This is a genomic window from Endozoicomonas sp. ALB091 (genome assembly GCF_049310265.1).
GTDB lineage: Bacteria > Pseudomonadota > Gammaproteobacteria > Pseudomonadales > Endozoicomonadaceae > Endozoicomonas.
Genome location: NZ_JBLYNQ010000001.1, coordinates 458,568 through 472,187, shown reverse-complemented (window position 1 = coordinate 472,187; position 13,620 = coordinate 458,568). Strand labels below are relative to the sequence as shown.

Annotated in this window: 12 protein-coding genes and 2 pseudogenes; 8 read left to right on the top strand and 6 right to left on the bottom strand. The window is 50.4% G+C overall.

Annotated features, from left to right (window positions below; genetic code table 11):
• Positions 1-19: 19 nt before the first annotated feature.
• The 5 genes from ACO6UX_RS02105 to ACO6UX_RS02085 all read left to right on the top strand — a co-directional run bounded on the left by ACO6UX_RS02105 (position 20) and on the right by ACO6UX_RS02085 (position 5,165).
• Positions 20-319, top strand: coding sequence for an acyl carrier protein (locus ACO6UX_RS02105; protein WP_422444409.1), 300 nt, complete (start codon positions 20-22; stop codon positions 317-319).
• Between the two features lie 23 nt (positions 320-342).
• Complete coding sequence (locus ACO6UX_RS02100) at positions 343-1,446, top strand: fatty acid desaturase (RefSeq protein WP_422444407.1); 1,104 nt, start codon at positions 343-345, stop codon at positions 1,444-1,446.
• A gap of 9 nt (positions 1,447-1,455) precedes the next feature.
• Complete coding sequence (locus tag ACO6UX_RS02095; protein ID WP_422444405.1) at positions 1,456-2,325, top strand: alpha/beta hydrolase; 870 nt, start codon at positions 1,456-1,458, stop codon at positions 2,323-2,325.
• A gap of 177 nt (positions 2,326-2,502) precedes the next feature.
• Entirely contained in the window at positions 2,503-4,716 is a 2,214-nt protein-coding gene (locus ACO6UX_RS02090; RefSeq protein ID WP_422444403.1) for a YncE family protein, read from the top strand.
• 287 nt (positions 4,717-5,003) lie between these two features.
• Positions 5,004-5,165 (top strand): rubredoxin, encoded by a 162-nt coding sequence (locus tag ACO6UX_RS02085; protein ID WP_422444401.1) that lies wholly within the window; start codon positions 5,004-5,006, stop codon positions 5,163-5,165.
• A gap of 69 nt (positions 5,166-5,234) precedes the next feature.
• Here ACO6UX_RS02085 and ltrA read toward each other — a convergent pair.
• A pseudogene (ltrA, locus tag ACO6UX_RS02080) lies at positions 5,235-6,437 on the bottom strand (group II intron reverse transcriptase/maturase); the annotation flags it as partial.
• A gap of 286 nt (positions 6,438-6,723) precedes the next feature.
• Here ltrA and ACO6UX_RS02075 point away from each other — a divergent pair.
• Together ACO6UX_RS02075 and ACO6UX_RS02070 are read left to right on the top strand one after the other, a co-directional pair.
• Entirely contained in the window at positions 6,724-6,867 is a 144-nt protein-coding gene (locus ACO6UX_RS02075) for a hypothetical protein (RefSeq protein WP_422444400.1), read from the top strand.
• Positions 6,868-7,281: 414 nt separating this feature from the next.
• Positions 7,282-7,422, top strand: a pseudogene (locus ACO6UX_RS02070) (IS256 family transposase); the annotation flags it as partial.
• Between the two features lie 493 nt (positions 7,423-7,915).
• Here ACO6UX_RS02070 and ACO6UX_RS02065 read toward each other — a convergent pair.
• Complete coding sequence (locus ACO6UX_RS02065) at positions 7,916-9,199, bottom strand: transposase (RefSeq protein ID WP_422444398.1); 1,284 nt, start codon at positions 9,197-9,199, stop codon at positions 7,916-7,918.
• 5 nt (positions 9,200-9,204) lie between these two features.
• Complete coding sequence (locus ACO6UX_RS02060) at positions 9,205-10,881, bottom strand: DUF4158 domain-containing protein (protein WP_422444396.1); 1,677 nt, start codon at positions 10,879-10,881, stop codon at positions 9,205-9,207.
• A 146-nt stretch (positions 10,882-11,027) separates the two neighbouring features.
• Between ACO6UX_RS02060 and ACO6UX_RS02055 the strand changes: the two genes are divergently transcribed.
• The gene (locus ACO6UX_RS02055) at positions 11,028-11,576 is read left to right on the top strand and encodes a recombinase family protein (protein WP_422444394.1); all 549 of its coding nucleotides are present in this window, start codon (positions 11,028-11,030) and stop codon (positions 11,574-11,576) included.
• A gap of 248 nt (positions 11,577-11,824) precedes the next feature.
• On the opposite strand, the gene ACO6UX_RS02050 is transcribed toward ACO6UX_RS02055, so the two are convergent.
• The 3 genes from ACO6UX_RS02050 to ACO6UX_RS02040 all read right to left on the bottom strand — a co-directional run bounded on the left by ACO6UX_RS02050 (position 11,825) and on the right by ACO6UX_RS02040 (position 13,498).
• On the bottom strand, positions 11,825-12,415 hold the full coding sequence (locus ACO6UX_RS02050) for a YhgN family NAAT transporter (protein ID WP_101745362.1): 591 nt from the start codon (positions 12,413-12,415) through the stop codon (positions 11,825-11,827).
• 94 nt (positions 12,416-12,509) lie between these two features.
• Positions 12,510-12,740 (bottom strand): hypothetical protein, encoded by a 231-nt coding sequence (locus ACO6UX_RS02045; RefSeq protein WP_422444392.1) that lies wholly within the window; start codon positions 12,738-12,740, stop codon positions 12,510-12,512.
• Between the two features lie 191 nt (positions 12,741-12,931).
• Entirely contained in the window at positions 12,932-13,498 is a 567-nt protein-coding gene (locus tag ACO6UX_RS02040; RefSeq protein WP_422444390.1) for a gamma carbonic anhydrase family protein, read from the bottom strand.
• Positions 13,499-13,620 lie beyond the last annotated feature (122 nt).

Below are 13,620 nucleotides of genomic sequence, written 5' to 3'. Positions count from 1 at the left end.
AAGACAAAGGACTGAACCCATGGGAATTCTCTCTTCACTGAAAAATGCTTTCTCTGACAGCGACGTCGCCACGATTGATGGTGATGATGAAGCCGCCGTGCGGGAATGGTTGTGCCAGCGTTTGGCCAGGCAGTTAAAAACCGATGTCAGCGCCATCGACAGTGCCAAACCCTTCGAGCAGTACGGGCTGGATTCCATGTTCGCGGTCAAGGTCACCGGCGAGCTGGAGAAGGTGGTTGAGCAGCGGTTGTCTCCGGCACTGCTGTTCGAAAACACCTGCATCGATGATGTCGCCCGTGTCATTGCAACTTCCACCTAGGCGGCGTGAGCAGGAGAAAGACAATGACTACTTCATCCATACCCGTACACGCGGATGATAACTACCGGGAATACATCCAGCGTATTGAAGATCTGAAGACTGCGCAGATTGGTCAGACGATTCCCAAAGAGCTGTTCAAGAAAAATGTGGTGCGTTCGATGGCCGGGTTTCTGGTCAGCTATGGCCTGTACCTGGGCAGCATTGTCGGGATTGCCTACTCTCCCCACTGGCTGCTGACCATTGGCCTGCTGATTACTGCCGGTCTGGGCGGCTGGGGTCTGCACTGTATTGCCCATGACTGTGGTCACGGATCGTTTTCAAACTCAAAGCTGCTCAATATGGTTGTCGGTCACCTGTCGTTGATTCCGCTGTTGTATCCATTCCATGCCTGGCGCCATGTGCACAACATGCACCACGGCTCAACCAACCACCTGGAGATGGACACCGACTGGCGGCCCGTGTCCCGGGAAGTTTACGACCGTATGCCCCGCCGGGAACAGCTGGTCTATCTGTTTACCCGTTCTGTGGGCTTCTGGGCGGGTACTGTGCATTACTGGTGGGTGTCTGCTTTCAGGCCGTCTTTCTACCCGCGTAAGAACCAGCGGGAGGATGTACGTCGCTCGATGGTATTTATTGCCCTGGTCAGTGCCGTGCTGTTCCCGGCCCTTTGGTATTTCACAGGCTTCACCGGCGTCGTGCTGTACTTCCTGCTGCCGCTGTTGTTCACCCACGCCTGGTTCAGCATCACCACGCTGATGCACCACACGGCGGTGGATGTTCCGTTTCTGGAGAAAGAAAACTGGTCTTTGAACGGCAGCCGTATTCTGCTGACGACGGACTATCTCTACCCCCGTTGGTTGCTGTGGCTGACCCACAACATCTCGGTTCATGCGGCTCACCATGCGGCACCCACTGTGCCTTTCCATAACCTTCCCAAGGCACAAAAAGCCTTGAAAGAGGCGTTCCCTGGGATGATTCGTGAGCAGCCGTTCCGGTTCAGCACCCTCTGGCAGATCGTGACCCAGTGTCATTTCTACGATCCGGAGACGGGTTACTACGTCAGTGCCCGTAACAGCCAGAACAAGCAGCACCCGGACAGTCATCACTCTAACGCCAGCCAGGCCTGAGGGGGAATTATGGCTAAAGAAGACTGGAACAGGTTTCAACTGCGCTTGTTGTCCTATCTGGCACCGCCCCTGGCCGGGCGCCTAGCGACCCGGCTGTTCGCCCAGTCCAGAAATGAAGCGAACCCTCACAGTAAGGCGTTAACACCCAGAGGTGCAAAAGCCATCGCTCTGAACAAGGAGCAGGTGCGGGTAAAAGAGATTTACCTCTGGGAGGGGCCTGACCAGTCCAATAAAGAGGGTGACATCATCCTCCTGGTTCATGGCTGGGGTGCCAACTGCGCCAGCATGTTTGGTTTTGTCGAGCCCTTGCTGGCGCAGGGGTACCGGGTGGCGGCCTTTGATGCCCCCGCCCACGGCGGTACCGAGGGGGATTACACAACCATGGCCGAGTGTGTGGCCGCTACCACAGCGGTGATCGACAGACTGTCTGACATCGGCCCAGTGCGGCAGGTCGTGGCCCACTCGCTGGGGGGGATTATCGCCATGGCCGCCTGTGCGCCCAGAGATGACATCCGCCAGATGGTGCTGATTGCCACACCCTTCTCTCTGCTGGATGTGCTGGATATCTGGTCCCAGGGTTTTATGCAACTGCGACCCGGCATTCGCCAGCGCATTCTCAATCAGCTGCTGGCGGATAATGGGGTACCGGTGAGCCACTGGGATATTGGCCTGCACGGGGCCGATTACCCTTGGCCGGTCAAAGTGATACACGACAAGGACGACAAAATTGTCAGTCACTCCCATGCCCATAGGATTGCGAAAGCACTGGGTGATACAGACGTGCATACCACAGAGGGACTGGATCATTTCCGGCCACTGATCAACCGCGATGTACACCAGCAGGTCGTGGACTTTTTTCAACCGGCACTGGCCAGATAAAGATACATAAATATGTATACATTCAAAGAACTAAAACAAGTGAGAGCACTAGCAGTACTGTGCCTATTACCGCTCACTGCCAGCGCCTCCTTGAGCACGCTGGAAACTAGCCATTTTTTCGAGGAAAACCGGCAGAAGCCACTAATCACTCAGCCAGTTTTCAATTGCCATGCTCGGGTGAGCAGTGACAACTACGTTAATTTTGAGCGTGATCCGGTGCGACCACTGGCCCGTTCGGCCGATGGTCGTTATCTGTTCGTGGCCAACACCCCGGCCAACTGCCTGGAGATCTACCGGGCTAGGCATGACCAGCTGACCCGCATCAGTGCCGTTCCTGTGGGTATGGACCCGGTGGCTGTAGCGGTACGTAACGATCATGAGGTATGGGTGGTTAACCATATGTCTGACAGTGTCAGCATCGTCGATATCAAGGGCCGCCCCCGGGTGACGCAGACCCTGATGGTGGGGGATGAGCCCCGCGATATTGTCTTTGCCGGGCCACAACAACAGCGGGGGTTTATCACCACGGCCCGGCGCGGTCAGCATCGTCCTGACTTCTCCATCGATGATCTGCGGACACCCGGTATTGGTCGCGCAGATGTCTGGGTGTTTGATGGCGCAGCGCCCAGTGCACCCCAGACCATACTCTCTCTATTCACCGACACTCCCAGCGCCCTGGCCGTGAGCCCGGACGGGCAGACAGTGTATGCGGCGGTTTTTTTAACCGGCAACAAAACCACCGCCATTTTCCCCCAGGCTATGGAGCAGGGAAAGGTCGGCCCACATGCCAGTGTGGATGGTGCTGAGGCGCCAGAGACTGGAGTCATCGTGCGCTACAACGGTGAAAGTTGGGTGGATGGGGATGGTATTATGCGTGATGGCAAGGTTCGTTTCAGTTTACCGGATAAGGATGTGTTCGCCATTGATGCTGGAGCCAACCCAGCAGAGGTGACGGGGAGCTGGTCGGGAGTTGGCTCTGTAATCCTCAATATGGCGGTTAACCCGGCGACGGGTGCTGTGTATGCCAGTAATACCGAAGCCCTGAACGATATCCGTTTCGAAGGGCCTGGCGAAAGAAGCACAACCGTGCGTGGGCGTTTTGTAAAAAATCAAGTGACAGTGATTCAGGATGACTCTGTGTCTTCAGTACACCTGAACGAACATATAGACTTCAGTTTGCCGATGGGGCAGTCCGTCTCAGCTTCGGACAAAGAAAGGAGTTTGGCCCAGCCCATGAGCATGGCTGTAACCGGCAGTGGTGAAACCATGTACCTCGCGACATTCAGCTCGGGAAAAATTGCTCAGATACAAACCTCCTCCATGGAGTCCGGCGATTACGACCCTTACAGCACCCGCTTCATCAAAGTGCCAGGAGGGCCTGTCGGCCTGGTTCTCGGGGTGAATGAGCAATATCTGTATGTCTACTCACGTTTTGACAACCAGCTGTCGGTGGTGGAAACAGCCAGTCAGGAAGTGGTTAATCAGAAGGACCTCTATAACCCCGAACCCATCTATGTGCGAGAGGGGCGCCCATTCATGCACGACGCCATGCAAACATCAAGCAATGGTACTGTCAGCTGTGGTTCCTGCCACATCTTTGGTGATAATGATGGGCTGGCCTGGGATCTCGGGAATCCCGATGAGCATGTTGTTGAAAACCCACTGGAAGAGTCTCCCGGGAACTTGGCTCCACTGAAATCCAGAACCTTTCACCCGATGAAAGGTCCGATGACTACACAGACATTCCGCGGCATCAGTTTGAGTGGTCCCATGCACTGGCGGGGAGACCGGACTGGCGTCAACCGCGAAATTGTGAATGGGGTGGAAGAGAGTGTGGAGGCGGCTGTTTTTAAAGAATTCCGGGTGGCGTTCCCTGGCTTGTTGGGTCGCGATGGTATGTTACCGGAGTGGCAGCTACAGAAGTTGACGGACTTTGCTCTGGGTATTCAGTCCCGTCCGAACCCGGTCCGCAATCTGGATAACACTCTCACTCCCCGGCAGGCTCAAGGACAGAGTGATTACTACAATGCGGCCCTTGACCGTGGCGTAGCCAGTTGTAACAGCTGCCACAAACTGGATGCTGAGAATGGACTGTTTGGTACCGATAAGAAAATTACCAGCGAAGGTCCTTTAGTTTCCCAAGACTTCAAGATTCCCCACCTGCGCAATATGTACCAGAAAGTTGGAATGTTTGGCACCAGTTATCTGGGTTCAGAGCACATGGGGGATCAGGTGCGAGGATTTGGTTATGGCCATGACGGCACATTTGCTTCTCTTGATGACTTCCTTTTAAAACTGGGCGGTTTTGTTTTTGACAGTCAGGATCAGGCTTTGCGAATTTCTGAGTTTGTCTGGGCGTTTGATGCTGAACAAGCCCCGGCTGTCGGATAACAGGTCACTTTGAACAAGAGTAATTTCTACGAGAAAGAAGGCCAAATCACACTGCTTGTCCAGTAAGCGAGCAGTGGTGTGTGTGACCTTATTGTGCAAGGAGATCTCGCGTGGCTGCCTTTCTCAGGTGTTTTACAGGCCAATGGCAAAATAAAGTCCAATTGGTGGCCAGCCATCACAGAAGCAAGCTTGCGAGAGTTAGCTCAATTCACCGGTCAGGCGCTTACCTATGCCTGTGTGCCTTCCGGAACAGGTGAGCTAAACGCACTGAGAGGAGAGAATTAACAATGAAAAAGTATCTTTGTGAAGTCTGTGGGTGGATCTACGATGAGGCGAAGGGATGGCCAGAGGAAAACATTCCTCCAGGTACTCGTTTTGAGGACATCCCAGACGATTGGCATTGCCCAGAGTGCGGAGTATCAAAGTTGGACTTTATCGAGGTGACCTAAATCGGGTAAGGGCTGGTCTTTCTCCAACCCTCCCCACAGCACCCGGCATGCGGGTCCGCACCGGGCGGTTCAACGATGATGGTGAAACCTGATCCATAAGTCTTTCAATGAAACAAGCCCAATTTTCGCGAGGTAATTGTTATTCAGTGCCTGTTGTACCGCATAAGTTTTACTCAGACGGTAATACCCTTTGCTGCTGGCTGCGATCTTGGCGGCGTTCACTTTATCAACGCCTAACCTGACCAGATTCTTAAAACGGGTTTTCGGCTTGCGCCATTGCTTCAGAAAGCAGCAACGGATTCGCCGACGTATCCATTGATCCAGCAGGGGAATTGGTCGGTAATATTCCGATAACCGGAAATACCCCATCCAACCCCGGATATATTGCGCCAGTTTGCGTAACCGATGTTGCATTGAGACACCCCAGCGACGACTGGTCAACTTGAGTATCCTGTATTTGAATCGGTCCAGACACTTCTGGGCCCAGCGAACTTTCTTCCCTGTGAAGGTGAAACTCAGGAATTCGCTTTCTGTTGCTTTCACAACTTTACTTTTCCGGGAGTTAATCTTCAGTTTCAATTTGCGTTCAATGAATTGGGTAATGCTGTGCATCACCCGATCCCCTGCACGCTGACTTTTGACGAGAATCACAAAGTCATCACAGTATCTTGCAAAGCAATGACCCCGATATTCAAGCTCCTTGTCGAGTTCGTCGAGGACCACATTAGACAGTAAGGGTGATAAAGGCCCACCCTGTGGCATGCCAACCCTGGTCGGGTAGACATTGCCCTCAATCATGACACCGGAGCGCAGGTAGCGACCAATCAGTTTCAGAAGGCGTTTGTCGTGGACCTTACGGGAGACCCTCAACATCAAAACGTCGTGATTAACCGTATCAAAGAATTTACTCAGATCAACGTCAACGGCGTAATGTAGCCCCCCGTTGATCAACTGCTTAACCTGACGGACTCCGTCGTGTGCTGACCGTCCCGGTCGGTAGCCAAAGCTGTTTGGGGAAAATCCCGGGTCAAAGACAGGCGTCAGCACCTGCACAATGGCCTGCTGTATGACCCTGTCGATCACGGTTGGGATTCCCAGCAAGCGTTCACCGCCGTCCGGCTTTTCTATCACATGCCGGCGCACGGGTGACGGCTGGTAGGTTCCGTCCAATAAGGCTTGACGCACTGAAGGCCAATGCTGTTTGGCAAAGTCTGGATAAGCTTCAATGGTGACTCCATCGATACCCGGAGCACCCTTGTTGCTTCTGACCTGTTTCCCGGCTCTGGCTCCTGCTTCGCACTACCTCCTGCATCCATGCAGTCGCATGCGCTTGCCAGATTAGCCGGTTCAAGTACGCAATTTAGTAGATCATGGTTCAAAGCTGGTTAAAGATTCTGTCGCCAGGTACGGTGAGTCGCCGGACGGCTGCATCGCCCTGAGGGAATCAGTCTCCTCTTTGTCATCGATGTTCGGCCCTTCGCTGACGACTTCCCGTCCATTAATGACTTTTGTCGTACAGCTACTATGGCCTCTGCTGATAAGGCCATGGATGGCCTGTATGCTGAAAATGCAGGAGCAATTTTCGGTCTTCTGTCCAATCACCATGCGGAGTTGCCTCTGCTGGCGCTATTGGTTGCCATCGGGTTTGCTCGAACAGGATGATGAGTCACTGTTCGCCGAGCCTGTTGTAACCAGTGGCTGAGAACTGGGAACTTACCAATCGCATGTTGAACAGATCTCCCCGGATAAGGACATGGACTTTCAGTGCACAACCGCCGCATTTACCGTGTCTCACGAACCAGAGGGCTTTGTGATCCTTGGCTCACTCGCCCAGAGACTCAGCCTTATATGCGATTTCTGGGGGACGCCGAGTCTACGTCGGCTCGCACCTTTGCACTCAGACTGCCTCCGCACAGCCCCTCGCGGGACTGCACTTGCCTTAAGCTAGTGGTTGTCATCAGCAGGCGTCTTTACCGCCAGTCAGATGTAGGTTCTCCCACAGGGGACTTTCACCCCATCAGTTCATGCCCATGCCGGGCGTACCAAGGGGTCGAGACTGTGAATAAAACTGTGTCTCTGCCTATCTTATAATCAGTTTTGATTGAGGATAGGCACCATGAACAAGCAACAGCTTGAAGCCTTCGCCCGTGAAGCCGCAAAATCCATTAAGACAGAAAGTGATTTAAGCGACTTCACCCAAATGCTTTCCAAAGTCGCCATCGAAACAGCGCTGAACGCCGAGCTGGATGAGCACTTGGTGTCCGGCCTGCAAAAGCAATGAATATAAAGCAAAAACCGTATACTTATGCTGAAATCTGCCTGCATGTCACGGTTATGAAGACTTCCGGAAGTACATAACAAATTACACAGAGGATTTGAAAGGTGTACTTTTGGTTGATCAACCGAAGCCTATGTTAATCAAGGTACTCATCGAGAACCGTCGCAAAACTAACGGCTTCCATGCAGTCAAAGTACACAAAACATGGTGCTTTATATTTAGCAATTTTGCAGGCCGAGGCCCTATGCAAGAGGTCAGTAATGCCTCTACGTAGCCTCTACAGCCCTTGATAACAATGAGGTTTTGCTTAATGTCTACCCTAAGTGCTGGCTTTAGGGAAGCGGCAAAGCAGAAACTTGCCACTTCAATGATTATTGGTCAGCTTGACAGGTCTTTCTTCTCTTTTCACCAGCAAGCTATCTATCTATGCGTTCTGCCAAGGCGAGAATGTTATCAATACCATTTTCAGTGTCTAAGCCGCAAGATCCTGATCGTCAGGCTCATAGTTTGCCAGAGGGTCAACACTCTCCAGCATACTGTAGAGGTTCAACAAACCATCACGGTTGCCAAAGACATAGTTTCCTGCAAGCTGTATGTGGCTCCAGGCAACAGGTGAGAATCTTGCAATCATATCGACGACTCTTTGGTTGCCGTCTTTCTGGAATTTTTCAATCAGAGCCGACAGTAGAGCCGAGTTGTAGTAAATGATGCTGTTGGCGATCAGCCTGGCACAGTCATTCCATTGGTCGATCTGGTAATCATTACCTCCCCGGAACAGGTTGCCATTAACAGAAGCGATGGCTTTTCGGAGCTGGTGATAAGCCTCACCCCGGTTTAGTGCCTGCTGCACGAACTGCCTCAGAGTTTTGTTATCGACGTAATCAAGCAGGTAAAGGCATTTGATCAGCCGGTCATATTCATGCAGGGCTGACAGGATTCTGCTGTTTCGTTTATTGTTGGAAAGCTTTCTGATCACAGTGCCCTGCTGAGTAGACTTGCGGCTCAGCGAGCAGACAATATGCTGAATCTGATCCCACTCCTGCTCAATCAGCCTGCGGTTTATAGGCTTTTTCAGCCTGATTTTCACATCACCTTTCTCAACAACTACCTCAAACTGATCATTGAAAGCTCGCTTGAACCGCGCATAACGGGGAGAAAACTGATAGCCAAACATATCCAGTATGGCGAAATTGACATTGTTGATGCCGTGGGTGTCTGTTGCCAGAGACTTGGGCTGGATGTCACTGCTGTTGTTGTAGAGCAGGTCAAAAGCAAAGTGACCTTCGTACTCATTTGGGGAAATGACAGCGGTATTAACCGGCACATGGTTAGAGACCAGCGTCATTGCAGACACGCCTTTCCCTTTCCGGAAATATTTGGCGGAATAGCGGGCCTTGAAGGTATTGATACGGCAAGCATATTTTTGCCCGTCAATGCTACCGAAAGGAGCTGACTCGTTGATGGTATAGTGCTTGAATATCGGCAGTCTGGCGATTCCGTTGGAGATCAAGTCATTCGCTGCACTGATCGTTTCAGGTCGGACAAACGCATCATTAACACCACGCAAAACTCCGACACTGCGGTCTGAAATCGCCGCGATCCGTTGAAGCCCGTAATTGGTGCCATTACCAAAAATGCAGGCAATCAGATCATCCTCCTCAGCCTTGGTATTACGTTTCCTTGTAGAGATTCCTTCAAATGCATCCAGAAAGCCGGTTTTTCGGTTAACGTAATTCATGATTTCGATAATCCCCATATGCTTTATCTGGCTGTAAATGGGGTTATCAATGTCATCACGCTGGCGATGGTTTCGCCTACCTGAGTCATGCGTTCATTGAGTAGCCCCTCAAGTTCATCCAGAGTTTGAGTAACCGGTGTCAATAGGCGTTGCAGGCCGGTCTTGGCAATGATGAATTCTTTGTGTTTTTCCCAATCCCTGACAGGAATCAGGTCATCCTCCAGCCGTTTATTTTTCTCGCTTTCAGTAATATATGCCTTGCCACTGTCCAGATGTTTGCTGATTCGGTAATACAGGTAAAACTCAAAGCGTTTTGCATGAAGCGTTCCATCATCGATCAGGTATGGTCGCTCGCTTTTCTTGATGAAACTCTGATTAAAAGTGGTGAGCTTGCGCTTCTCAGCCAGCTCCGTTCTGGAGTGTTCGAGCTGTTCAGATAGAGTGATCTGGTTGCTATCACACTCCACATCAATAGCGAGGAACAATTTACGCAGAGTGTTGGCCACCTTCCTGGACTGCTTATCAATATATTCCCAACGGTATCCGGCCAGGTCGAAGTCACTTTTGTTCAGGTGTTTACTTATCGCTCCCAGTTCTTCTTTGGAGACCAGAGAAAAAGCCTGCTTGCGGACTTCACCGAAAGTCAGGCTGTCACTGACGTTTTCATCCACAAAATAATGCAGAATATTCCCGGCAAACTTCAGTTTTTCGCGGACGGCCTCCAGTTCCTCTCCGACTTTCTGCTGGGCATAGGCTTTAGACGCGTCTCGGTATTTCCGAACCAGATAACAGAATGAAGTGACCAGCTTGTCATTAGTTTCCCGGTAGCGGAAATACAGATAACAGGCCAGATATAAGAGTCCCTGCCAGTGAGGATACCGACGAACCTTATAAACAGAAGTGTGCCGGACGATGGAGGCATAGTAAGCCATATTGCCTTGCGACAAACCCAAAGAGGAAATCAGTGACTTTAATTCAGGATAGATTTCCTTGATGGTCTTATGGGTTTCCAGCTCCCGGTCAAGTTCAGAGGGTGAGAAGTCACGGGCTGATCCTTTGTATACTGACAGGCTGTTCAGTGCGCCTTTGTTCGTGAGTATCTTGTTCAGCTTGTGTTGTGTGGTTTCTGACATCTGCTCTGAGAGGACAGCCTCGATGCGCTGCTGCTCCCCCACAAGAGCCTCTGTCACCAGATTTTGTAAACTGGTGTAACCTGGCAGTGCTATCCGCTGCTGACCAAGAAAGGCGAGTCCTTCATCAAAAATATATCTCGGATCGGTACAGATGGTGGCAACATCCTTCATCCGTGTTATCAGGTGTGTCTGGTGAGCTTTCGACAAACGAGCAAAACCCAATGTTTCAAGCATCTTGCCAACCAGTTTAGAGCGGGTACTCTTGGGCAGCTGATCCAGAGCAATGTTTTCATTAGGGAAATAGGTTTTTCGAATATACTCTGCATCTCTGGCCACATCGTCCAGGGTGAATTTTGGAATTACTGGCTTGGCTCGAAAGTAGCCAACCAAAAGGATGAAATAGATTCTGGTTTCCAGTTTTTCCAAACCATCAATGATTTTCTGCATATGAGGATCAAGGGAAAAATAGTCCTCCCGATCAGCCTGATTAAATACTGGCCGTTCGTAGAGTTCCCTGACTTCATTTGGGCTTAGAATGTGAATCCGCTTCTCGTTCTTCTGAGACATATGTCGCTTATACTTTTTCAGGTATCAAAATTTAGAAAATCTGATACTGTACAGAAGCGTGAGAAAAAAGGTATCAAAAATCTTGTTTTTCTAGTTCTGAGACCTGATAGTATCAATTTCGATATTTGATACTGAGATCGATCAAAATGGCACTTCTGGGCTACGCAAGAGTTTCAACGATTCAACAAAAACTGGATATTCAGATTTCAGCCCTGAAAAAAGCCGGAGTTCGTGAAGACCGGATATTCACCGACAAAATGACCGGCAAAACAGACGACAGAAATGGACTGCAACGACTGCTGACCAGAGCCGAAAGAGATGACACCATCATTTGTACCAAGATGGATCGTTTAGGCCGTAACACGGCAGACATGATCAAGATCGTTGATAGCTGCTACAAAAAAGGAATTTCCATTCGTTTCCTGGACAACAGCCTCAGCACTGAAGGGGCGATGGGAAAAATGATTATCCAGATATTGGCGGCTGTTGCTGAAGCAGAGCGAGAGCGCACTCTTGAACGTACCAACGAAGGTCGTTTAGCTGCCAAAGAGTCTGGCGTTAAGTTTGGCAGGAAGCCCCACAAAAGCACCGATCAAGCCAAAGCCATGATTAGTGAAGGAGTACCCATGAAAGACGTAATGGAGAGGTCTGGTGTATCCAGGGCAACTTATTTCAGGTTAAAAAAAGTGGTCTAGTTTTTGTACAGTGAACTTTTCGAGGGAATGGGCACAACCCCCCTTGATGCCCAGACCTGACCAGGCGTTTGTAGATTCCAAGTCGTGAAGGGTGACCCAACTCTTTCAGAGCCTTGGCGCAGGTATCTAGATCCATGGTAGAAAACTTAGGCGGCAAATAGTTCGATGATAGTGGAAATATGGTGGGCTTGTACAGGGACTGCTTCCGGTTTGTTGATTGTTTTCAGGAAGCAGTCAGTAAGTATTTACTATGCCGAATAGTGAGCAATACCATCCATAAACATCTGCACCGAGAGCATCACCAGGATCATCCCCATCAGCCGCTCAATGGCAAATATGCCCCGACTACCCAGTAATTTCATAATTTTACCCGACATCATCAGAATGGCAGCGCTCAATGCCCAGGAGATAAAAACGGCCATGGCCAGTGGCCACTGATTTCCCGGATGCTGGCTGGAGACCAGCATCAGCGTTGCCAGAATGGATGGGCCGGCAATCAGGGGAATCGCCAGGGGAACAATAAATGGTTCACCGTCTGGGGTACTGCCCATGATGCCACCACCCCGGCTGGATGGGAAAATCATGCGAATGGCGATAATAAACAGGATAATTGCACCGGCAATACTCACCGATTCCTGCTTCAAATGCAGTGATAGCAGCAGGTATTTTCCGGCAAAAAGGAAGATCAGAAGAATAACCAGGGCAATCAGCAGCTCTCTGATAAGCACCTTGCTACGCCTCTGTTCAGGAACTCCTTTCAGAACTGAGATAAAGACAGGCATATTGCCCAAAGGATCCATGATCAGGAAAAGCAGTATAACGGTTGAGTAAATGTCCATGTTTGAAAAAGCCAGCTGTGTTTATCAGGGAGCGCTTATAACATATTCACCAGAGGCATAGAAAGGCCTCCGGTGGGATATTCAGTGCATTAAATCAGCCTAAGACTCTTTGGCGGGCAAGGATAGACAGCAAGCGGGAATCGTTGCTCCTGCCGTCACCATTGCCGTCAAGATCAATGGTATCTTCCAACTGGAGCCTGGTGTGGTACTCCAGGGCTGCTTCCCTGGATTTTTCTATATCAGCTCTGTCTTTGGCCGCATCGGCTAACTCGGCTTGTCTATAGATAGGGTTGTTTTCCTGGTTCACATTGTAAAGTTGACTCATATTAAATTCCTTGTCTCAGTGCTTGAAAACAGTCATAGCTTGTATTGATAAATTCAGATTAGTTATGACCAGTCTGTGAGTCATTACTACTTAAGTCACAAGGATGATTAAAAAATGCAGGGGGAGTAATTAACGTTATGATTTTTAAGTGGTACTAAGGACTTGATCAAGGGCTGGATGCAGCCCTTCTACTATTTATCAAGAGCCTGACTATCAAGAGCCTGATTTTCAAGATAGTTATCTTTCAGTTTGACATAGTTTCCAGCGGTGTATTGGAAGAAACTACGCTCTGTTTCCGATAGTTCCCGTGTTTTTTTGGCCGGGTTTCCCTTGTAGACAAAACCACTCTCAAGATGCTTGCCCGGGGGAACCAGACAACCGGCTGCGACAATCACCTCTTCTTCCACCACGGCACCATCCAGAATAATGGCACCAATACCAATCAGACACCGGTTATGGATAGTACAACCATGCAAAACCGCTTTATGCCCTACCGTTACATCATCACCAATGGTCAACGGATGGCCAGCGGGGTTGTAATCACTTGCATGGGTAATGTGCAGAACTGAACCATCCTGTATGCTGGTTCTGTCGCCAATACGGATGGAATGCATATCGCCACGAATAACCGCCGTTGGCCATACCGAGCTATCGTTCCCGATCGTGACATCGCCAAGCACAACCGCACTGTCGTCGATATAGACCCTTTCGCCAAGAACTGGCATTTTATGATTGAAGCTTCGGATGGCTTGACTCATTGAGCGGGGCTCCTGTGGTGTTTCTGCCTCAGTGGATGCAAATAATGGCTAGGAGGCTGTCCGAGAATAGACTGCCCTACTGCGGTGGCAGCAAATTGGTCTAAGAAGTCGGAATTTTTTAG

Coding starts and splice junctions, on each gene's coding strand:
- ACO6UX_RS02105 (WP_422444409.1), top strand. CDS start 20: ATGGGAATTCTCTCTTCACTGAAAAATGCTTTCTCTGACAGCGACGTC.
- ACO6UX_RS02100 (WP_422444407.1), top strand. CDS start 343: ATGACTACTTCATCCATACCCGTACACGCGGATGATAACTACCGGGAA.
- ACO6UX_RS02095 (WP_422444405.1), top strand. CDS start 1,456: ATGGCTAAAGAAGACTGGAACAGGTTTCAACTGCGCTTGTTGTCCTAT.
- ACO6UX_RS02085 (WP_422444401.1), top strand. CDS start 5,004: ATGAAAAAGTATCTTTGTGAAGTCTGTGGGTGGATCTACGATGAGGCG.
- ACO6UX_RS02075 (WP_422444400.1), top strand. CDS start 6,724: ATGCTGAAAATGCAGGAGCAATTTTCGGTCTTCTGTCCAATCACCATG.
- ACO6UX_RS02065 (WP_422444398.1), bottom strand. CDS start 9,199: ATGGGGATTATCGAAATCATGAATTACGTTAACCGAAAAACCGGCTTT.
- ACO6UX_RS02060 (WP_422444396.1), bottom strand. CDS start 10,881: ATGTCTCAGAAGAACGAGAAGCGGATTCACATTCTAAGCCCAAATGAA.
- ACO6UX_RS02055 (WP_422444394.1), top strand. CDS start 11,028: ATGGCACTTCTGGGCTACGCAAGAGTTTCAACGATTCAACAAAAACTG.
- ACO6UX_RS02050 (WP_101745362.1), bottom strand. CDS start 12,415: ATGGACATTTACTCAACCGTTATACTGCTTTTCCTGATCATGGATCCT.
- ACO6UX_RS02045 (WP_422444392.1), bottom strand. CDS start 12,740: ATGAGTCAACTTTACAATGTGAACCAGGAAAACAACCCTATCTATAGA.
- ACO6UX_RS02040 (WP_422444390.1), bottom strand. CDS start 13,498: ATGAGTCAAGCCATCCGAAGCTTCAATCATAAAATGCCAGTTCTTGGC.